Genomic DNA, 20,273 nt, shown 5'->3' with positions numbered 1-20,273 from the left:
GGTGCGCATGCTCATCCGGTCGCTGACCCTGGCTACCTTGATGGCTTTTACGGGGCCGCTGTTGGCTGCTGATGATATCAACCCGCTCAAGCAAGACTTGGGCAAGGCCCGGCCGCTGGTGGTGGTAGAGCTTGATTCCGGCAACAACACCTTGGCGACCCTCAAGAAACAGTTGGACGAGCCTGCGACCAAGCAGTCTTTCGAAGAACGCAACATGGTGTTCTACACCGTGAAGTTCGGCAGCATCGGCGCCGAAGGCGAGAAGTTCGCCAAGGACCCCAAGGACAATAAAAAGCTCACGCCGCCGGAAACCAACGCACTGATCCGTGCCCTCAAACTGGGTGCCGGCAGTGGCACCAAAGTGATCCTGGTGGGCAAGGACGGCGAGAAGAAAGTCGAGAAGACCGTGCCACCGGATACCCTCGACCTGAAGGATTTCTTCAGCGCCATTGACCAGATGCCGATGGCCGAGAAAGAAACCGCCGCTCCCGCCGAGCCTGAACCGGCTGCCGCTGCTCCGGCGGCGAAACCCGGTGCCAAGGCCGGCAAACCCGCCAAGCACGCAGCCCCGCAACCACTGGACGATTGACCCCCGCCAGGAGCCGGCCAGCCGGCTCCTGCAGCAGAAACTTGCAGCATCGACGCAACGAAGAATATGATAACCGTTATCATTTACGCCTCATTCTTCGCGCGCGCCTTCCATGTCTTCGACTCCTGCGGTAAGCCCCACTGATCTGGCCACCCTGTACCGCCAACAACATCGCTGGTTGCAGCAATGGCTGTGGCGTCGCTTGAACTGCCCGCAGAGTGCCGCCGATCTGGCTCAGGACACCTTTCTGCGGCTGCTGGCAAAAAACCAGCCGGTTGAAATTCTGGCGCCGCGCAGTTTCCTGGCGAAGGTGGCGCAGAGTGTGCTGTCCAATCATTTCCGTCGGCAAAAGCTGGAAAAAGCCTACCTGCAAGCCCTGGCCCTGTTGCCGGAAGAGTCTGCGCCCAGCGCCGAAACCCAGTGGATTCTGCTGGAAACCCTGATGGCCCTCGATGAAGTGCTCAGCCGCCTGGCCTTGCCGGTGCGCCAGGCATTCCTGTGGTCGCAGCTTGATGGTCTCAGCCACGGCGAGATTGCCGAGCGCCTCGGCGCCAGCATTACCACGGTCAAGCGCTACATCGTCAAGGCGGGTGCGCAGTGCATCCTGCTGGACAGCCAACGTTGATGAATCCATCGCCGTTATCCCTCGAAGCCGCCGAGCAGGCGATGCACTGGCAACTGGAATTACAGGCGCCGGACGTCACTGAACAGACCCGCGCCGACTGGCAGCGCTGGCGCGAGCAGGACCCGGCCCATGAACTGGCCTGGCAGCATTCCCAGCGGTTTCTCCAACGCATGCAAGACGTGCGCGCGCCGGCTCATCAGGCCTTGGCTCGCGCAACGTTGCTGCCGGCAATGTCCCGTCGTCGAGTGATCAAACACCTTGCCGTGCTGCTGGCGGCGGGCACTACTGCCTGGAGCGTCAAGGACACGGCGTTGGTGCAGCACTGGACCAGCGACTACAGCACCACCGTCGGCGAGCAGTGGCGCATCGGCCTGGCGGATAACACCCAGGTGCAGCTCAACACCGACACCGCCATTGATGTGAAATACACTGCGCACGCACGGAAAATCCAGGTGCTGCGCGGTGAAATCCTGGTGGACCCCAACCTCACCGACGCCCGTCCGCTGTGGGTGCAGACCGCCGAGGGCCTGACCCGTGCCGTCAGCAGTCGCTTCAGCGTGCGCCAGCGTGATGGCTTTACCCAGTTGGGGGCCGACCAGGGCGCACTGTCGGTGCAGATCCCGTCACGCAGCCTGGTGCTGCAAGCGAATGAGCTGGTCAGCTTTGATGCCCACACCTTGCTCGCCCGTCGTCCGCAACGGGATGGCGAGCTGGCCTGGAGCCGGGGCATGATCGTTGCCGAAGGCATGCGGTTGGAGGACTTCCTCGACGAGTTGAGCCGCTACCGGCGCGGGCGCCTGACCTGTGACCCGGCAGTGCGAGACTTGCGTGTGTCCGGCACTTATCCGCTGTCCGACACCGACCGCATCCTTGCCGCGTTGGGGCAGACCTTGAAGCTGGAAGTGCAGCATTTCACACGTTTTTGGGTCACCCTCAACCCCCGCCAGAACCGGGTTTGAATTTAGTTCGCGCCAGGGTGGTCCGTTTGCGTTTCTCACGAGACTTATATCCCCAGACACTACCTTCACTGGGGAATTGGGCATGCAGCCACGCACACCACATCGCAGAACGTTGAACACCTCTCTGGCTCTGGCCGTCATGCAAGGCATCGCCAGCGTGACAGTCGCCACGCCATTGTTGCTGACGTCGGCCTGGGTTCAAGCGGCACCGGACCTGGATTTCGATATTGCGGCCGGCTCATTGGCCGGGGCGCTCAATCAGTTCGGTCAGGCCAGTCAGATCCTGTTGTCGTACCCGGCGACGCTCACGGATGGCAAGACCAGCCCCGGCCTGCACGGCCGGCATGACCTGGACACTGGCCTGGCGATCCTGCTCAGCACCAGCGATCTGCAAGCGGTGCATGGCAGCGGTAACACCTATTCACTGGAGCCACGCCCGGCGGGTGGCGCGCTGCAACTGGGCACCGTATCGATCTCGGGCAAGGCACCGGGCTCGACCACCGAAGGCACCGGTTCCTATACCACGCAGTCGTCCAGCAGCTCGACGCGCCTGAATCTGACGCCTCGGGAAACCCCGCAGTCGCTCACCGTAATGACCCGCCAGCGCCTGGATGATCAGCGCCTCACCAACCTCAGTGACACCCTCGATGCCACTCCCGGCATCATTGTGTTGCGCGATGGCCTGGGCTCGGAGAGTGACGGTTATTTCTCGCGTGGCTTCCAGATCCAGAACTTCGAAATCGATGGTGTGCCCACCGCCACGCGCATGGACAACTACACCCAAAGCATGGCCATGTACGACCGTGTCGAGATCGTGCGCGGCGCCACTGGCCTGATCAGCGGCATGGGCAATCCGGCGGCCACCATCAACCTGATCCGCAAACGCCCGACGGCCGAGGCTCGCGCCAGCGTCACGGCTGAAGGGGGCACCTGGGACCGTTATGGCACGGGCCTGGACGTCTCCGGCCCGCTGACCGAAACCGGCAATGTGCGCGGCCGGCTGGTCGCGGACTACAAGACTGAACACGCCTGGATCGACCGCTACAAGCAGGAAACCCAACTGCTCTATGGCATCACCGAATTCGACCTGAGCGAAGCCACGCTGCTGACCCTGGGCTTCAGCTATCTGCGCACCGACGTCGATTCGCCAGCGCGTTCCGGTTTACCCACACGGTTTACCGACGGTTCGCGCACTAACCTTAACCGTTCGCTGAACACCGCTCCGGCCTGGTCCTACAACGATCATGAACAGACCAGCTTCTTCACGGCGATCGAACATAAGTTCGACAGCGGCTGGAGCGCCAAGGCCGAATTCACCCACACCGAAAACCAGTTCGACGAAGTCTTCAACTACGTCAACGGATCCCTCAACACGGATGGCAGCGGCACCACCCAATTGCCGGTGCGTTTCTCCGGTACACCGCGCCAGGACAACCTCGATCTTTACGCCACCGGCCCCTTCGACCTGCTCGGCCGTGAGCACGAGCTGATCGCGGGTATCACCTTGTCAAAATATAAGGAAAGCGTACCGAGTTACGGCGGATGGCATTACGACTATTCCAGCTCGCCTGCCGGTGCCATCGACAACCTGCTCAACTGGGACGGCCAGTCAGCCAAGCCCGTGTTCAATGTCACCGGTAAATCCTCGGTGGATGAGAGCCAGTACGCCGCTTACCTGAGCACGCGGCTGCGGGTCACCGATGACCTGAGCGTGATCCTCGGCAGCCGCGTGATCGACTGGAAGCGCGAAACCGAAGACCGCCCTTACGGCGGCACGGCGACACGCTCCGATGAATCGGAAACCGGCGTCTATATTCCTTACGCTGGCGTGGTGTATGACCTCACCGACAATTGGTCGGCCTATGCCAGCTACACCAAAATCTTCAACCCTCAGGCCAGTTGGGTACGCGACATCAATAACAAGGCGCTGCCGCCCATGGAGGGCAAAGGGTATGAAGTCGGCCTCAAAGGCAGCTTCTTCGACGAGAAGCTGAACACCAGCCTGGCGTTGTTCAAGCTGGAGCAGGACAACCTGGCCATCTGGATCGACACTCCGGGCGGCAACACCTATCGCAACGAGCAGGGCACCACCACCGAAGGCGTGGAGCTGGAACTCAACGGCGAACTCGCTGACGGCTGGCAGGCCTCCGCTGGCTATGCCTATGCGGTCAGCACCGATGCCGACGACAAACGCATCGTTACCACTTTGCCGCGCCAGAGCCTGAAAACCTTTACCTCCTACCGTTTGCCTGGCGCGTTCAACAAACTGACCGTGGGCGGCGGGGTGAACTGGCAGAGCAAGGTCGGGGAAGACCTGCACACCTTCAGCCAGGGCAGCTACGCCATCACTCACCTGCTGGTGCGCTACGACGTGACACCCAAACTGAGCGCCTCGCTGAACCTCAACAACCTGTTCGACCGTGAATACCTGAGCTACGCCGGCAACCACGGCATGTACGGGCCGCCGCGTAACCTGATGACCAGCGTCAAATACGACTTCTGACGTAGCGATTGAACGGTGCCCTCAAGGCGCCGTTTTTGCGACAGGCGCCTTGCGCACCGGAAACGGAAAGTAGAAAAACCGCAAAAACGCCACCCGCTTGATCACTTCCCCGATCAACAAAGGCACCACCACAGCCACCACGAAACCCACGCAGGCCGCGACAAGCGCGTGCAGCCCCAGGCGCTCCAGCAGGTCCACGGTCTTGTGCTGGATCTCGCCGTGGAAGATCAGCAGGATCAAGGTGTTCTGGCCAATGTAGGTCATCGCCCGTGTGATGACGGTCGATACCATCAGCACCCGCGCCAGCGACCAGCACGCGTACACGCCGAGCACCGCGAGCAGGCTGGTCCACAGCCAGTGGTCGTAGCGGCGCTGCGCCAGGTCCATGGTGGCGTGGCTGTAGAGGAACACGGCGGCGAACAACGCCACCGACATCAGCAGCCCCAGCCACGATCCCTCATGTCGACGCAGCCAGTCGCGCAGCAGGTAACCGCAGATGAAGTACGTGCTGCTGATCAGGGTGATTTCCAGGCCGAAGGGCAGGCCGGGCAACGTCCAGGTCTGCCCGCCGACGCTCACCGGTATTTGCCAGAACCACGGCAGAACCCAGATGCCGATCAACAGTTGTACCGCCATCAGCAGGCAGCTCACCGGCAGTGACAGCTTAAGGCGCTGGATCAGGCGCAGCATCACCCAACTGAACAGGATCGCCACCCAGAAGTGCGGCAGAAACCACAGCGCCTGCCAGGGAATGGTATCCACCGAGGCATACAGCACGCCGCCGATGTCCGGCAGCAGGGGTTGGCCGCGCAGCACGTCGCGGACGATCACATACACCAGCATGGTGAAGAAAAACGGCTTGAGCAGGCCATCGGCCTTGCGCACGGCCATCTCCACAAACGGCTGCTCTGGCTTGAAAAAAACGCCGGAGAGGAAAAAGAACAACGGCAAGATGAACGAGGCGATGATCGGGTACTGCAGCTCCAGCGAGTTCGCCACGAACCAACTGTGACCGTACACGATCATCAGGATGCCGATGCCCTTGGCAATGTCCATTTGAATCCAACGATGTTTCATCCACCTATCCCCGATCGATCATTCATGCCTTGCGCCACGGCTTGAGCCACAGCCCCATGCCCAGCAACACCACGGCGCCGGCCAGGGTACTCAGCCCCAGTTGCAGCCACACGCCTTCAATCCGAAACAGCGCCAACGCCGCGACGCCCATCAGCACGGCACTGAGCAGCCAGCTCCGCGCCCAAGGCAGGGCGCCGAGCAAGGCCTGGCGTTGCATCAGCAGCAGCGCGGTGCAGATCACCCCGGCCAATGCCGCCAACGGAATCCCCGCCAAGCCGAACACAAACGGCAGTACACCGAGCAGCAGCACGTTGACCAGGCTGCCGAGCAATTCGCAGCGCAGTGGCTGGCGCGTGTCCCCGGCCGCGTAGGCATACCGCGCGAGCAAAGCGTTCCAGGCGCCGAATACCAACGGCACGGCAAACCAGGCCAGCAGCAGCGGCAACGGCGAGTCCAGCGATTGCTTGGGCAGCAGCAACGCCACCAGGCTCGGGGCCGCCGCCACCAGGCCGACACCGGCGGGCAGGGTCAGTACGCTGGCGGTTTCCAGGCCGCGCTTGAGCAGGGCCAGGCGTTCATCGCCCTGGCGGCGGCTCATCATGCCCAGCAGCACTTGGTTGAGGCTCATCAGTGCAATCAGCGGCAGGTTCATCAGCTTGCGCGCCAGGTTGACCCAGGTCACCGCGCCTTCACCCAGCAGCGACGCCACCAGCCGTTCAATCAGGGCCAAGCCTTGGCTGGCGCCGTTGCTCAGCAACAATGGACCGATGCGCTGGCCCAACTCCCGCAGCGGCGCCAGCGACCATTGGCAGCGCCACGGCCGCCAGCCCTGGCGCCACATCGATGGCAGCAGCGCCAACGGCATCAACAGGCTACCGGCCAGGCAGGCCAGGGCCAGCGAATGAGGTTGGGTGGCGGCGCCGGCCAGGGCGAGGTAGGTCACCGGCGGCAGGTTGAACAACAACGAACCCAGACCGGCCAGCACAAACCGTTCGCTGGCCTGCAACGGGATGCTGAACAGCGCGTGCAACATCAGCCCTGGCACGCACCAGGCCACGATCTGCAAGTTGCTGCTGGCGAGCGCCGTGGCACTCGCCGCCAAGCCCGGGCCGAGCAGTTGCACCAGCCACGGCGCCAACAGCGTCAGCAACAGGCTGGTGACCAGCGCGATCAGCAGCAGCGCCGGGAACAACACGGCCAGCCAGCCCAGGCGTTCGTCGTCCTTGCGCGCCAGGTACAGCGGCAGCGCCGCGGCACTCAGCACGCCGCCGGCCAGTGACATGCGCAGCGCTTCCGGTAAAAACAGCGCGATCAGGAATGCGTCACTGCGCTCGCCCGCGCCCCAGGCCGCCACCAGCAACCATTCGCGGGCAAAGCCCAGGCACAGGCCCAGCAGTGTCGCCAGCGTCAGCCAGACGGCGGAGCCCAGCATCAGGGCTTGGCGCCATCAAGCACGGGTTTGCGATAGACCACCGGTTTCACCTGCGGTAGGCGTGCCGGAAACAGCCGGCGTGCCTCCAACACGTTGATGCCGACCATCAGCCAGAACAGCGCGACCATCACCACCGCAAAGCTGAAATAGTGGTCGAACAGGCCGCTGACCAGCGCTGAGAGAATCCCCGCCGTGGTGCCCAGCCACAGCGCATTGTCTTTGGTCAGGCGGATCGGGCCGCGTTCCGGGCGCGCTTCACGCCACCAGCGCACGGTCACCGCGATGAAGAACAGCATGCCAACGATGCCGGTCTTGTAGATGTAGTTCAGCCACAGGTTGGAGATGCCCAGCAAGTGCGTGTCTGGCACCGGTGGATCGACCTTGAAGCCGATGCCGAACGGGTACGACGCCACTGCCTGCGGGAACATGCGGTACTCGTCGAAACGCACTTCGGTACTGGCGTTGCTCGAAGAAAAGATCGTCGCCAGGCGTTCCTGCAATGGCGGATACGCCATCACCAGTACGACAGTCAGCACCGCGCCGATCATCAGCAGACGCCCGGTGTAGGGCACCCGGCGCGTGGCCATCCACAGCAGCACCAACGCCAGGCTGACCATCGCGCCACGGCTACTCGCCAGCAGCAAGGCCGCCGCGCCCAGGCACGCCACGCCCAGGCCCAATGCACGTTTCCAGCCTTGTTCGGTCATGCCGAAACAGAAGGCCAGGGGCAGCAGCAGCGCCATGATCCCGCCGATGGCATTCGGGTGCATCCACGGCGAGCCCATGCGCGAAGCCATGGCTTCCAGGCCGAATTTCAGCATGTCGAAGTTGCCGTAGTTGAACAGCGCCAGCACTGGCGCGATGCCGGCCCCGGAGCGCGTGCGCACGAACACCGCAATCGACAGCACCAGCATGGCCAGGCTGCCCAGCAACAGGGCGATCACCAGGGACTCGCGGTGCTTGTGGTCCACCAGCAACTTGGCGCAGAGGAACACCCCCGACAAGTTCAGCAACCAACGCAACCAGTTGGCCACGCCGCTGCTGTCGGCGTGGATGGTGACCTGGCCGACAATAAAGGGAAACACACTGAACAGCATCAGCCACAACAGCATCTGGTCGGTCGGGCGCCGGGTGAGGCTCGGCGTATCCGGCAGGCGTACCAGGAAGCTGTTCCACAGCACGGCGCCCCAGGTCATCGCCAAAATGGCTTCGCTGACGGTACTGCGAATGCCCAGGTTGATCGTGGAATACGGCATGAACGTCGCCACCAGGGCAAAGAGCAGGAGGCCCCAGAATGGAAAGCGCAGGATGGTCACCGCCCCGGCCAGGCCGATCACGGCGAGGAACGCCTTGGCCGGCGACAACAACAGGGCAACGGCGCCAAACAACAGGCCGAAGAGGATGGCGACGAGGCTGGGCAGGGTCATTCTCACTTCAGTTCCTCGATCAATTCGGCCAGGCGTCGGCGATAGGCGTGATGGTTGAAGCGTTGCGCCCATTGCCGGTGTTGCTCGGGGGATTCTTCTTCAGTGCGTTCGCCGAGGCTGAGCATCAGTTGCGTCAACGCCGGGCCGTCGGTGGGCGAAAAACGCGGCGCCGAGGGCGGGGTGATTTCATCCAGCGAGGTACCGCTGGCCACCGCTACCGGGGTGCCGACGCTCAAGGCTTCGATCACCGGCAGGCCGAAACCTTCGGCATAGGAAGGCTGCCACAGGCGCGAGGCCTGGCGGTACAGCGCATGCAATTCGGCGTCCGACACGCCACTGAGTGCGCGTATCCCCGGCAGGGTACGCTGGGCCTCGGGCAAATGCTCAAGACTGCCCACCAGCACCAACTCCGGCACGGCGGGGGATTGCTGCCGCGCCCTCTGCCAGGCGTCGACCAGGAACGGCACGTTCTTGCGCAGCTCACGCGTTCCCACCAGCAACCAAAAGTGCTCGGGCAATTGGCGTGCGCTGAGGTCCGCCGCCAGGTCGGCAAAGCCATCGACCTGGTTGGGCAATACGCGAATCTTACCGGCCGCCTTGGGAAACAACCGCGCGGTTTCATCGGCGCTGTATTGCGACGGCGTCCACACCCGGTCGGCGCTGTGCACCGCGTAGGCAATCGACAGGCGATCGCAGGTCTTGTAGATCAGCGCCTTCAGGCGGTTGGCGTGGTAGTTGTTCAGCGTGATCTGAAACAGGTCATGCAACAGCACCACCGTGCGCAGCCCCTTCGGCTTGGGCGGCAAAGGCAGGCCCATGTTGAAGGTGCTGATGTACAAATCGATCTGCTGTTCACGCAACGCACGCGGCAGAAAACCAGCCTCGAACCGCAGGCGATTCTGCGGCTGGTGCATCGCGGTCTTGGCGCAGCCCCAGGCCGGGCAATGAGCCTGCAAACGGGTTTCATCGCCCAGGGGCGCCACGGTAAACCGCTCAAGCTCGATGCCTGGCAGACCGTGCAGGGCGCTTTCCAGCGCGTACACCTGGCGGCTGATGCCCGATTGCGGCGAGGTGCCGACGGTGCGGTAATCCAGGCCTACACGCATGCGGGCTCCTTGTGAGTCAGGGGCGAAAGGCTGGCGTACACCTTTTCCAACTGGCTGGCGGCGACGCTCCAGTCATGGGCGCGGCGCACATAGGCACGGCCGGCTTCGCCCATGGGCGCGGCGGCGTCGGGAAATTGCAGCAGGCGCACCACGGCGTCGGCCAGGCTTGCGGCGGTCTGCCCGCCGAGGTAGTCCAGGCCTTCGACCAGGTCCAACCCCGACACGCCTTGTTCGGTACTCGCCAACGGCAAGCCAGCGGCCAGGGCTTCCAGCACCTTGAGCTTGGAACCGCCGCCATGGCGCAGCGGTGCCAGAAACACCGAACAGCTCGACTGCAATTTCAGCAGGTTGGGCACAAAACCCTGCCATTCAATGCGCGGATCCGGCCAGCGTTCACGCCAACTGTCCGGCATGCCGAAGCCGCACACACTCATGCGCGCATCCGGGCAACGCGCCCAGACCTTGGGCAGGATTTCATCCAGGGCCCACTCGATGGCGTCCACGTTGGGCGCGTATTCGTAGTTGCCAAGGAACAGCACGCGGCGGGTCGACGGGTCGGGACGCGCGGCTGCGAAGTGATCGCAATCCACGCCATTGACCACCACGGACACCGGTTTGCCGGCGATTTTTTCCAGGGTCTGGGCGTCGCTGTCGGTCACCGCCACCACCTGCGTGGCCTGACGCATCACCCGGCGTTCCCAGCGGGTGTAGCGCCATTGATCGTAGCGAATGAACGGCAGCGACCAGCCTGGCAGGCGGTCATACGTGGCCGCGCCGAGCGCGGATTCGACATTGTGTTCGGTCAGCACGAACGGCTGGGATTTACGCGCCAGCGCATCTTCATACGGTTGAAAGGTGTACGTGTGCTCGATCTGCACCACATCCCAGTGTTCGTTGAGCAATTGGTTGAAGCGGTCCTGCAACGCGCCCGACAAGCCATTCACGCTGGCCAGCAGCGGGTAGGGCGCGAACAGCCCGGCGATCAGCGTCTTCACGCTGCGCAACGGGCGACGTGGCAGGATGATCAGTTGCTCGAGAAACGCCTCCAGCACCTGGCGGTCGGTGAGCGATACCGGGTGTTTGTCATGCAGCAGCAAGGTGATCCGATGCCCACGCGCGGCCAGGCTGCGCAGCAGGTGGAACTGGCGCGTCTTGCCACCGCTGGTGGCGGGCCAGGGCGAGTAGGGCAGGATCCATAAAATGCGCATGGCAGGCCTCACTCCCATAACAGAATTTGCAGGTTCGACTTGACCGGAACGGTCAGGCCGTTGGTGCCGCTCACCGGGGTTTGTGTGCCGCGCAGCGGGTCGTACAGGGTGGCGCTGGCCAAGCCCGGCAGGTGCGCGTTGCCGCCCTGGGCCGACCAGAAGAACCACAGCTTGCGGCCGTCGGTGCGGGTCCAGCCGATGCTGAACAGGCCGTCGGGCAATGCGTCGGCAGCCGGCGGATCGCCCGGCGTGAGCTTCGGCCCGCTGACATCGAGGAAGTTCTTCAGCGCGGTGTAGACCGGCTTGGGGTTGGTGTCGATGTCCAGCAAGCCATAGGAGCGGTCACGCACACTGGCGCGCTGGTCGAGGTCGCTCAAGGTGAACAGGAAAATCTTGTCGTAATCCATCGCGCTCATCAGCGCCAGGCGGCGCACCACGTAGTCGGCCTGTGCCTGAGGCGTGATGATGTCCTGAGCGTCTTTGGGCCCCTTATAGGTCGACCAGCCCCACTCGGTGCTCCACAAGGTTTGCACACCGCCGTTGCGCAGGGCCTGGTTCAGCTGGGTGGTCTTGGCGATGAAGTCCAGGTTGGCCGAGTCGTTGCCTTCGGGCAATTGGGTGTAGGGGTGGTAGGAGATGATCGTGTTCAGACTGACCACGCCCAGCGCGCCCAAGGTATCGAACATGGTCTGGCCGTTGGGCATTTCACTGAAGAACGCCATGCCGGCGGCGACCACCGGTTTGGTCGGGTTCACCGCGCGCAACGCGTGGGTGGTGACGGTCAACAGGTTCGCGTAGCCGGCAGGATCCGCCACCGGGCGCCAGAAGCCGATCAGGTTCGGCTCGTTCCAGACTTGCCAGGCCTCGACGCTGGGGTAGCGCTGGGAAAGCAACGCCATGCGGTTGGCGAACACATTGGGGTCTTTTGGCGGGTACTGGTCCGGGTACAGCGACAGCGGTGGCGCACTGGTGATAAAGCGTGCCGAACCCACCAGGTAAAACACCGACTTGATCTGGTTCTGTTGCAGCTTGCCCACCAGTTCATCGAGGGTGGCGAGCTTGTATTGGTTCTGCGCGGTTTCCAGTTGATCCCAGTGCAAATCCAGGCGCACCCATTCCAGGCCCAGGGCCTTGAGGCGGTCGATCTGCTTCTGGTAACGCTCGGGGCTGAACCACAGGAACTGCGCATTCACCCCCAGGAAATCCTTCCACACCACCTCCTTGCTGCCCTTGAGCACATGGCTTTCGGCGTCCGCTTGGCGTCCCCATAAAAATGCGGTCAGGCCCAGGGCGGCAACCAGCGCAAAGGTGGCGAGGTAGGTGCGTTTACGCGCCATAAGGGGCTCCGCTGATGGCCTGCTCGAAGAGTTGTTTGAATTTCTGCGCGGTCAACGGCCACAGGCGTTCGCGACCGATTTCCCCGGCACGCTCGGCCCAATCCCGCGCCAGCAATGGCGTGCGCGCCAGGCGCAAAAGCTGTTCGCCCAGTGCGGCCACATCGCCTTCGGGGTAGATCGCGCCGTTGCCGCTGGCGACTTCCTCGGCAAACGCGCGCGCGTCGGAGGTGATCGCGCCGCGCCCGCAAGCGGTGGCCCAGGACAACGCGCCACTGGTGCCGCGCTGGCGCCCGAGCAGGCCGAGTTTTTTCGATTCGCGGTAGGGCAGCACCATTACATGGTGGGCCTGGATGGTCTGGGCGATTTCATCGGCGGGCAGATTCAGGCGCCAGTCGATGGCGTCGGTCAGGCCCTGTGCCGCGATCTGTGCGTTCAACTGTTCCAGGTAGTTGCCGCCCGTGCCAAACGCCATTTCGGCGGCCGTGCCGCCGGCCAGGGTCAGGCGCACGCGGTCGCGCAATTCGGGGGCTTGCTTGAACACATCCGCCAAGGCTTGCACCAGGTCCTCGATGCCTTTGCCACGGTAGATAAAGCCGAAATACAGCAGCCGCAGGGTGTCCAGTGACGGTAGCGGCGCCGGTGCAATCGCCAGGTTGGCATGGTTGATCACCGCGACTTTGCCGGCCGGCAGTTGCATGCGCTGGGTCAAGCAGTCGGCACCCAGGCGGGTGAGGGTCACCAGCCGGGTCAGCCCCTTGGCGACCTGGCGTTCTTCGCGCAGGGTCAACGGGTCGGCCAGCACCACTGCTGCCTGGGGCAACGGGCTCGGCAAACGTTCCATCAGGTTCAAGGGGAAGGGCAGGTGTTCACGTCGCCACACGATTCGCTCCGGGTCATGCACGGTGGCGGTCAACGCCAGCTGCGGGTAGGCCTTGCGCAGTTCACGCAAGGCCAGGAATTCCCCCAGCCGCCCGCCGCCCAACTCGGCGTGCACCAGGTCGACGGACTGCCAGTCGAACGCCGCGATGGCGTGCCGGATCGCCTCGGAATTGCCCGCCACCCCGGCCAACGGTGTCAGCACCGTCACGCCGAGTTGTTCCAGTGCCGTGCGGAAATGGTTCGCGTAGTCGGCGATCCCGTTCTTTTCCGGCGGCAAGGGCGCGAGCAGGGCGATACGCATCAGAACGCTCCCCGGTATTTGCCGATGGTGTGCAGCACTTTGCCCGGCACTTCGAACTTGCGACGGTTGATGATGATGCCGTCCACCTTGCCAAACGCGGTGTTGAGGATCGACAGCGCATGTTCCACCACTGGTACGGTACTTTTGCGCGCTTCCACCACCAGGCCGATCAGGTCGGCGCGGCGCAGGTTGACGAACGCCTCGCGGTTGTCCAGCAGGGCCGAGGCGTCGAGCAGCACCACTTCACCCGGCGCTGCGGCTTCCAGCCCGCCGACCCGCACATTGACAACGTTTTCATGCAGCAACTGGCGCAGTTGCTCCACCACAAAGGTCACCCCTTCGCCGTGGCGCGCCGAGGTCAGGCCCAGGGTCAGGCCTTGCTCGGCAATGCGGTCGGGCTGCAGCAGGCTGTACAAGCGGTAGATGCTCGCATTGAACGCGTTGGTACTTTGCGCGGTGGAGGTGTCCAGCTCCGGCAGGGTGGTCCACAGGGGCAGGCCGAATTTGCGTTCCACCAGGCCACCGTCGTGAATGCGCTGGTCGAGCAGGTAGCACAGGTAGATCACCAGCAGGCCGACCACGATGGCAAACGGGATCGCCAACACCAGCATCACCAAGGTTTTCGGGAAGATGCGACCCGGGTTCAGGGTGGCTTCTTCGATCACCGCGATGTTGCTGATCTGGCTGTTGTCCAGCTCGCGGTCGATGCGCGATTTTTCCAGGTTATCCACGTACAGCGCGTAGTTGCGCTCGGTGGTGTTCAGCTCGCGGGAGAGGCGGGCCAGCTCCGGTTCAATCTCCAGGGCCTCTTTGCGTTGCGCTTCCAGGTTCACCAGTTGTTTCTGCTGTTGAACCAGTTGGGTGCGCAGCGCCAGGTTGTTGCTGGTTTCATCCAGCAACACGCGCTGCAAGTGGATTTCCAGGGTGTTCGGCGCACGGTTCTCCGAGGCTTGCACGGTGCTGGCCTCGCTGTTGACCTGCACCTGCATCGCCCGAATCGACGCGTCCAGGGCTTTGACCGGCGGCGCGTTGTCGGTGTAGGTGCGCATCATGTCGGCCTTTTCCAGCAGCTTCTGGTTGAGCAGGCGACGCAAATCCTGCTGCTGCGGGTTCAGGGCGATCTGGCGCACCGTGGTGACTTCCTTGGGCTGGCCCTTGAGCTGGGTGCGCGTGCTCGCAATGGCGCTATCGGAGGACGCGATCAGCCGCGTGGTGTTGAAGGTCTCGCCGCGCAGCACGTTGATGCGCTCGGACAAGTCTTCCAGGCGGTCGGTGATGCTCGCCGCGCCGATCTCGTTCAAGTGGGTGAGGATCTGTTCCTTGTAGCTCTTGATCTCGGTCGCGCTGTTGGCCACCTGGCCTTCATAAAAGGCATACAGGCTCTTGCGGCCCAAGGCCTCGGTGCGCTCGTTGATGTAGGTCTCGACCCAATCCTTGACCACCGCCTGGGCGATTTCCGGGTCGCTCCACTTGAACGTGATGTCCATCACCGTGGAACCGGCGGCGTGGCTCACTTCGAAGTTCTTCTCCAGGCCGGCGGCCAGGCGTTCGACCGGGGTGGTTTTCTCAACGATACCCACGGTTTCCATGACCACGCGCACGCCGTCGAACACTGCCCCCACGCCGCTCTTGACGTAGTACTTGGTGCGCTTCCAGAAGCCCTCCGGCGGCGGCGCGTTTTCGATCACTTCCAGGTAATGCTCGGCCACCGCACGCACGATGGGCCGGCCGGTGAGCAGGCGCTCCTCGTCGACAATCGGGTCGCGCTGGGTGCTGGGCATCACCAGCGCCTGGCGGTTGCTGATCTCGATGGGCAAGGTCGAATCACGCCCCGGTTTCACCAACAGCCGCGCGGTGGATTCATACTTGGCCGGTAGCAGGAACGCCCCCAGCAGGATGATCACCAGCGCGGCAATCGCCGCGAGTTTGAACTCGTGCCGGAAGATGAAGAACAAGCGCAGAAGATCACGAAAAGAACGGATCTCGATCATGGGATGTCGCTCCTTTAGTTATTGCCGCCGCTGGTTCGGGTGTAGTTGTAGCCCACCCCAATGGACTTGGTGAACGGGATCAGTTGGTTCATGTAGGTATCCACCCCTTGGATGCGCTCGCCCACGTTGGATTTGGGCACGAACACCACATCGCCGCGTTGCAGGCGCACGGGTTTGCGGCCGTTGGGGCCGGTCTTGAGCAGTTGGCTGAAGTCCAGGAAGTACGCGCGATACGCGCCCTGGGCGTCTTCGCGCAGCAGGGCGACCATGCTCGCGTTGCCCGCCGCGCTGACCCCGCCGGCACCGAGGATGGCCTGCTCCAGGGTGTTGGCCGTGCCGATCTGCACCGCCGTCGGGTTGTTCACCGCGCCGCCGACGATGATCGAGCTGCCCGGCGCCTGGTTGATGTTCACCGTCACGCGTGGTTCGCGGTAGATGGGTGCGAGTTTGCCGGTCAACTCCGTGGCCAGTTCCGAAGGCTGGCGACCGGCGACCTGCACCGGCCCCAGGAACGGATAGTTGATCTTGCCGTCGGTCTGCACCGTGTACAGCGTCAGCTCATAAATGGTGCTGACGTTGAACGCCGACAGCGTCGGCATTTCGCCGGCATCGCGCACGATGCGCAACTGGTCGCCGATGCGGATGCGTTCCACCGCCGGTGGCAGTTGGGCAAGCTGCTCGAGGGCGCGTTTGCCTTCCTCGACGGTCTTGCCATCGGGCGGGACGATGCGTGCCGGCGTATTGCAGGCGGCCAGGGCCATCATGGCCACGACGAGCAGGGTTCGTTTCATCAAGGGGGACTTCCTGTAGGTCATGATGCTCACCTCCAATAACCGGGAAACATGCTGATGCGCCGCTTGAGGGCGAGGGGGAGGCGACGCTCCAGATGGCCCAGCCGGTAGCCGAGCAGTTTGAATGCACTGCGCACCAGCACTTCGGGGACGCGGTGCAAGGCCCCGGCTTTGCGCAAGGCCGCGAGTTCGGCCAGCACATAGCGCTTGCCTTCGCCCCCCGCGTCGCCAAAGGCCTGTTTGATCCACGGTTCGCGGCCGTAGAACACGCCGATATCGAAGTAACGGTGAAACTCATCCATGAGTTTGTAATCGTGGGAGTGATGCACCAGCGCCGTGGCGGCGTAGCGCACCTTGTAGCCTTCAAGCAGCATGCGCGCAGCGACAAAGGCGTCTTCGCTACCGATCACATCCGCTGGAAAACCGCCCACTGCTTCCAGCACGCTGCGCCGGTACACGGAAAACGAGTCGGAACTGAAGCAGGTCTTGATGCCCAACTCCGGCGCATCGGCCAGGCTTTTGCTGCGGCTCTGCTCGGGGTAATTGAAGTGCCGCGATTGCGCACCCAGCACACCGGCATCGGGGTGGGGCAGCTGGCGACCGTAGGCCACGCCGTTGAGCGGGTCCTGCTGCAATTCGGCGAGCAGGTTGGCGAAGGTCTCGGGGGTGGCGGGAATCGCGTCCTGGGTCATGACGATCAGCGCATCGCCGCCCACCTGCTGGCTGGCCCAGCGCCGGGTGCCGCCATGGTTGAAATCACGCGCGTCGATCACCTCGACCCGTGCGCCGAACTCGCGAAAGCGCGCCACGGTGTCATCGCTGGAGGCGCTGTCCACCACCAGCATCTCGTCAGGTTGCAGGGTTTGCATGCGCAGCGCCGGCAGCAGGCGTGCCAGGTGGCTGGAGGCGTTACGGGTCGGGATGATCAGAGACGTACGCATATCATTTTTTCACTTCAGCCGGGGCGCGCCCGTAGATGTCGTCGAAGCGCACGATGTCGTCCTCGCCCAGGTATTCGCCGCTCTGCACCTCGATCATCACCAGGTCGATGATGCCGGGGTTGGTCAGGCGGTGTTTGTGCCCGGCGGGGATGTAGGTGGACTCGTTGGCGTTGATCAGGAATTCGCGCTCGCCGTTGGTGATCTGCGCCGCACCGCTGACCACCACCCAGTGCTCGCTGCGGTGATGGTGCATCTGCAACGACAGCGACGCCTGGGGCTTGACCACGATGCGCTTGATCTTGAAGCGGCTGCTTTCTTCCAGCACGGTGTAGGTGCCCCAAGGCCGGGTGACCGTGCGGTGCAGGCTGTACGCCGGATGGTTCTGGCGCTTGAGCTCGGCGACGATGTAGCGCACATCCTGGCTGCGGTGGGCGTCGGCGATCAGCAGGGCGTCCGGGGTGTCGACGATGATCAGGTCGCGCACGCCCACGGCACCGAGTACGCGCTTGGGCGAGTCGATGTAGCAGTTGTGCACGTCATGCAGAATCGCTTCGCCATTGACCTGGTTGCCATGGGCGTCGCTGGGGGTGAGCTGGCGCAGGGCTTCCCAGGAACCGATGTCGCTCCAGCCGATGTCGCAGGGCACCACGGCGACTTGCTTGGACTTCTCCATCAGTGCCACGTCGATGGAAATATCCGGTGCGCTGCCAAAGGCCTCCGAGTCCAGTTCGCGCTGGCGGGAGGTCTTGTTCTGCAGGCTCTGGCTGTGGTCCAGCGCGGCGCGGGCGGCCTCCAGCACGTCGGGCGCATGGGCGGCGAGTTCGTCCACCAGAGTGCTGGCCTTGAAGCAGAACATGCCGGCGTTCCACAGGTGTTTGCCACCGTCGAGGTAGGCCTGGGCGGTGGCCAGATCGGGTTTTTCGACAAAGCGTTTGACCCGATTGCCCGTGCTCAACGGCTCGCCTTGCTCGATGTAGCCAAAGCCGGTTTCCGGATGATCCGGCTGGATGCCGAAGGTCACCAGGTAGCCGGCTTCGGCCAGGTCGCGGGCCTGGGTCACGGCTTCGGCGAACGCCACCTCGTTGAGGATCAAATGATCGGCGGGCATCACCAGCAACTGCGCGTCACCGCCGAAGTGTTCCTGCACGTGCAACGCAGCCACGGCGATCGCCGCCGCCGTGTTGCGGCCGAACGGCTCCAGCAGCAGATCCAGGGGCAGGTGGGCCTTGTTGACCAGGCGGTAGTCATCCAGGGTGCGGAACAGCAGGTCGCGGTTGGTCACCGTCAACACGCTTTCCACGCCGGGCAATTTGGCCGCGCGCTGGAAGGTTTTTTGCAGCAGGCTCTGGCCGTCGCGCATGCGCATGAACGGCTTGGGCATGTTCTGCCGGGACACCGGCCACAGCCGCGTGCCCGAACCACCGGAAATGATGCAGGGAATTAATCCGTTGAGGGTATTCATCAATAGACTTCCTTGGTGGAAAGGACGGCCGGGACCGTCATGAAGACGATGTACAAGTCAAACCACACCGACCATTTGGAGATGTACTCCAGGTCGTACTCGACACGTTTCTGGATCTTGAACAGGGTGTCGGTCTCGCCCCGGTAACCATTGATCTGTGCCCAGCCGGTGATCCCTGGCTTGACCCGGTGCCGTGAGCTGTACTCGCTGACCGCCACTTCAAAGGGAACGCCTGCCGCCTTGGTCGCCGTGGCATGTGGGCGCGGGCCGACCATGGACATGTTGCCCAGCAGCACGTTGAACAGTTGCGGCAGCTCGTCGATGCTGGTCTTGCGGATGATGCGGCCCACGCGGGTGATGCGCGGGTCTGCGCGGGTGGTCTGGCGTTCGGCGGTGAAGTCGCTCTGGTCGGTGTACATCGAGCGGAACTTGAACACGCGGATTTCATTGTCGTTGTAGCCATAGCGATTCTGGCGAAACAGCACCGGGCCCTTGGAGTCGAGCTTGATCGCAATCGCTGTCGCCAGCATCACCGGCGACAGAGCGACCAAGGCCAGGCTGGCGAGCAGCAAGTCCTCACAGCGTTTGATCACCGGCGACCAGCCGCGCAACGGCAGTTGAGAGGTGTTGAACATGAGGATGCCACCCACGTCGGTGATTTTGCTGTGCCCGTAGCGCAGGGCGGCCATGTCCGGCACCAGCATCACATTCACCGACAACTGCCGCAGGCGATTGACCAAACCGTGGATGCGCTGCTCGGCGGCCCAGGGCAGGCAGATCATCACTTGGTTGACTTGCTCGGCGCGGATCAGTTTTTCCAGGTCGCGGGTGTTGCCCAACAGGGGCAGGTTGCTCAGCTCCTTGGGAATGCGCTCGGTGCGGTCGTCGATGAAGCCGATCAGGCCGGAACGGATATCGCCGTTGCGCTGCAAGTGATCGGCGACGTGCACAGCGGTGTCGGTAAAACCCAGGATCACCGTGCGTTGCAGGTATTTGCCAGACCGCATCAGCCGACGATACAGGCGCAACATCACCAGGCGTTCAAGGCAGAACAGCGCCAGGCTGGCCACGTACCACGTCACCAGGTTGCGCGGGGTCAATTGCGGGAAGAACTGCAGGATCTGGTACATGAACAGCAGGATGCAAAAGGCCGCCGTCCAGGCCTTGATCTTGGTTTTCAGGCGCAGCCGGTTGCTGAACAATTCTTCGGAATAGATGCCCAGGGCCTGGAACAGAATAATGGTCAGGACCGCAAAGAACACCAGCAGGCCCAGGAAATGGGCGCGCAGCTCAGGGTCCATCGGGTCCAGGAAGAGCACCAGGACCAGTGGGGGCAAAATGGCCGTCAGGCCATGGATCAACTTGACGAAAACAACAAAGAACTCAACAAAACCGGCGCGTGTTAGAAACAAACTGTCGACGGACGACTTCTCTCGCATAAAAACATCCCTCATTGCACTCCAGGCGTTGCTGTTCGACGGTTTTTTCACTAAAGCAGCGAGTTGCTTTAGAGCGCTGGTCAAACGGCTACTCTGGGTAATACGCAACTTTCCATTCCAAATGCAGCTATCCATTTGAAGGGATTTTGCGGGGGTAGTGACTAAAGGAGTGTTCCCTTACTGTATTCAGTCAATGAATTGACTAT

The 20,273-nt window shown here is 63.0% G+C and carries 16 protein-coding genes; 4 read left to right on the top strand and 12 right to left on the bottom strand.

What is annotated here, in order from left to right; genetic code table 11:
- The first annotated feature begins 7 nt into the window (after positions 1-7).
- The 4 genes from HX812_RS18335 to HX812_RS18320 all read left to right on the top strand — a co-directional run bounded on the left by HX812_RS18335 (position 8) and on the right by HX812_RS18320 (position 4,676).
- Positions 8-589 carry a DUF4174 domain-containing protein gene (locus tag HX812_RS18335; protein ID WP_038845034.1) on the top strand — a complete coding sequence of 194 codons (582 nt, stop codon included), beginning with the start codon at positions 8-10 and terminating at the stop codon, positions 587-589.
- Between the two features lie 112 nt (positions 590-701).
- Positions 702-1,214 carry a sigma-70 family RNA polymerase sigma factor gene (locus tag HX812_RS18330; protein WP_033899664.1) on the top strand — a complete coding sequence of 171 codons (513 nt, stop codon included), beginning with the start codon at positions 702-704 and terminating at the stop codon, positions 1,212-1,214.
- Positions 1,214-2,173 (top strand): FecR domain-containing protein, encoded by a 960-nt coding sequence (locus HX812_RS18325; protein ID WP_038845033.1) that lies wholly within the window; start codon positions 1,214-1,216, stop codon positions 2,171-2,173. Before HX812_RS18330 ends, HX812_RS18325 begins: the two co-directional genes overlap by 1 nt.
- Before the next feature lie 139 nt (positions 2,174-2,312).
- Entirely contained in the window at positions 2,313-4,676 is a 2,364-nt protein-coding gene (locus tag HX812_RS18320; RefSeq protein WP_038845032.1) for a TonB-dependent receptor, read from the top strand.
- A gap of 21 nt (positions 4,677-4,697) precedes the next feature.
- On the opposite strand, the gene HX812_RS18315 is transcribed toward HX812_RS18320, so the two are convergent.
- Genes HX812_RS18315 through HX812_RS18260 form a run of 12 tightly spaced genes read right to left on the bottom strand, consistent with a single transcriptional unit; the run spans position 4,698 to position 20,067 of the window.
- Positions 4,698-5,753, bottom strand: a complete 1,056-nt coding sequence (locus HX812_RS18315; RefSeq protein WP_038845031.1) for an acyltransferase family protein — start codon at positions 5,751-5,753, stop codon at positions 4,698-4,700.
- Positions 5,754-5,775: 22 nt separating this feature from the next.
- On the bottom strand, positions 5,776-7,185 hold the full coding sequence (locus tag HX812_RS18310; RefSeq protein ID WP_038845029.1) for a lipid II flippase MurJ: 1,410 nt from the start codon (positions 7,183-7,185) through the stop codon (positions 5,776-5,778).
- A complete protein-coding gene (locus tag HX812_RS18305; protein ID WP_038845027.1) occupies positions 7,185-8,612 on the bottom strand; it encodes an O-antigen ligase in 1,428 nt (475 codons plus the stop codon). Before HX812_RS18305 ends, HX812_RS18310 begins: the two co-directional genes overlap by 1 nt.
- 2 nt (positions 8,613-8,614) lie before the next feature.
- On the bottom strand, positions 8,615-9,718 hold the full coding sequence (locus HX812_RS18300; protein WP_038845025.1) for a glycosyltransferase family 1 protein: 1,104 nt from the start codon (positions 9,716-9,718) through the stop codon (positions 8,615-8,617).
- Entirely contained in the window at positions 9,709-10,926 is a 1,218-nt protein-coding gene (locus tag HX812_RS18295; protein WP_038845024.1) for a glycosyltransferase family 4 protein, read from the bottom strand. The genes HX812_RS18300 and HX812_RS18295 overlap by 10 nt, the downstream gene beginning before the upstream one ends.
- Positions 10,927-10,934: 8 nt before the next feature.
- Complete coding sequence (locus tag HX812_RS18290; RefSeq protein WP_038845022.1) at positions 10,935-12,263, bottom strand: cellulase family glycosylhydrolase; 1,329 nt, start codon at positions 12,261-12,263, stop codon at positions 10,935-10,937.
- Positions 12,253-13,443, bottom strand: coding sequence for a glycosyltransferase (locus tag HX812_RS18285; RefSeq protein WP_038845020.1), 1,191 nt, complete (start codon positions 13,441-13,443; stop codon positions 12,253-12,255). Before HX812_RS18285 ends, HX812_RS18290 begins: the two co-directional genes overlap by 11 nt.
- Complete coding sequence (locus HX812_RS18280) at positions 13,443-15,434, bottom strand: exopolysaccharide transport family protein (RefSeq protein WP_038845018.1); 1,992 nt, start codon at positions 15,432-15,434, stop codon at positions 13,443-13,445. The genes HX812_RS18285 and HX812_RS18280 overlap by 1 nt, the downstream gene beginning before the upstream one ends.
- Before the next feature lie 14 nt (positions 15,435-15,448).
- The gene (locus HX812_RS18275) at positions 15,449-16,225 is read right to left on the bottom strand and encodes a polysaccharide biosynthesis/export family protein (protein WP_038845016.1); all 777 of its coding nucleotides are present in this window, start codon (positions 16,223-16,225) and stop codon (positions 15,449-15,451) included.
- A 29-nt stretch (positions 16,226-16,254) separates the two neighbouring features.
- Complete coding sequence (locus HX812_RS18270) at positions 16,255-17,166, bottom strand: glycosyltransferase family 2 protein (RefSeq protein WP_038845015.1); 912 nt, start codon at positions 17,164-17,166, stop codon at positions 16,255-16,257.
- A 1-nt stretch (position 17,167) separates the two neighbouring features.
- A complete protein-coding gene (locus HX812_RS18265) occupies positions 17,168-18,628 on the bottom strand; it encodes a mannose-1-phosphate guanylyltransferase/mannose-6-phosphate isomerase (RefSeq protein WP_033899682.1) in 1,461 nt (486 codons plus the stop codon).
- The gene (locus HX812_RS18260; RefSeq protein ID WP_038845014.1) at positions 18,628-20,067 is read right to left on the bottom strand and encodes an undecaprenyl-phosphate glucose phosphotransferase; all 1,440 of its coding nucleotides are present in this window, start codon (positions 20,065-20,067) and stop codon (positions 18,628-18,630) included. Before HX812_RS18260 ends, HX812_RS18265 begins: the two co-directional genes overlap by 1 nt.
- Positions 20,068-20,273: the final 206 nt, after the last annotated feature.

It is taken from the genome of Pseudomonas sp. IPO3749, from assembly GCF_013386605.1.
GTDB lineage: Bacteria > Pseudomonadota > Gammaproteobacteria > Pseudomonadales > Pseudomonadaceae > Aquipseudomonas > Aquipseudomonas azotoformans_A.
Note: the sequence above shows the minus strand (reverse complement) of the source record. Positions and strands in the feature narration are given on the sequence as shown.

Coding starts and splice junctions, on each gene's coding strand:
- HX812_RS18335 (WP_038845034.1), top strand. CDS start 8: ATGCTCATCCGGTCGCTGACCCTGGCTACCTTGATGGCTTTTACGGGG.
- HX812_RS18330 (WP_033899664.1), top strand. CDS start 702: ATGTCTTCGACTCCTGCGGTAAGCCCCACTGATCTGGCCACCCTGTAC.
- HX812_RS18325 (WP_038845033.1), top strand. CDS start 1,214: ATGAATCCATCGCCGTTATCCCTCGAAGCCGCCGAGCAGGCGATGCAC.
- HX812_RS18320 (WP_038845032.1), top strand. CDS start 2,313: ATGCAAGGCATCGCCAGCGTGACAGTCGCCACGCCATTGTTGCTGACG.
- HX812_RS18315 (WP_038845031.1), bottom strand. CDS start 5,753: ATGAAACATCGTTGGATTCAAATGGACATTGCCAAGGGCATCGGCATC.
- HX812_RS18310 (WP_038845029.1), bottom strand. CDS start 7,185: ATGCTGGGCTCCGCCGTCTGGCTGACGCTGGCGACACTGCTGGGCCTG.
- HX812_RS18305 (WP_038845027.1), bottom strand. CDS start 8,612: ATGACCCTGCCCAGCCTCGTCGCCATCCTCTTCGGCCTGTTGTTTGGC.
- HX812_RS18300 (WP_038845025.1), bottom strand. CDS start 9,718: ATGCGTGTAGGCCTGGATTACCGCACCGTCGGCACCTCGCCGCAATCG.
- HX812_RS18295 (WP_038845024.1), bottom strand. CDS start 10,926: ATGCGCATTTTATGGATCCTGCCCTACTCGCCCTGGCCCGCCACCAGC.
- HX812_RS18290 (WP_038845022.1), bottom strand. CDS start 12,263: ATGGCGCGTAAACGCACCTACCTCGCCACCTTTGCGCTGGTTGCCGCC.
- HX812_RS18285 (WP_038845020.1), bottom strand. CDS start 13,443: ATGCGTATCGCCCTGCTCGCGCCCTTGCCGCCGGAAAAGAACGGGATC.
- HX812_RS18280 (WP_038845018.1), bottom strand. CDS start 15,434: ATGATCGAGATCCGTTCTTTTCGTGATCTTCTGCGCTTGTTCTTCATC.
- HX812_RS18275 (WP_038845016.1), bottom strand. CDS start 16,225: ATGAAACGAACCCTGCTCGTCGTGGCCATGATGGCCCTGGCCGCCTGC.
- HX812_RS18270 (WP_038845015.1), bottom strand. CDS start 17,166: ATGCGTACGTCTCTGATCATCCCGACCCGTAACGCCTCCAGCCACCTG.
- HX812_RS18265 (WP_033899682.1), bottom strand. CDS start 18,628: ATGAATACCCTCAACGGATTAATTCCCTGCATCATTTCCGGTGGTTCG.
- HX812_RS18260 (WP_038845014.1), bottom strand. CDS start 20,067: ATGCGAGAGAAGTCGTCCGTCGACAGTTTGTTTCTAACACGCGCCGGT.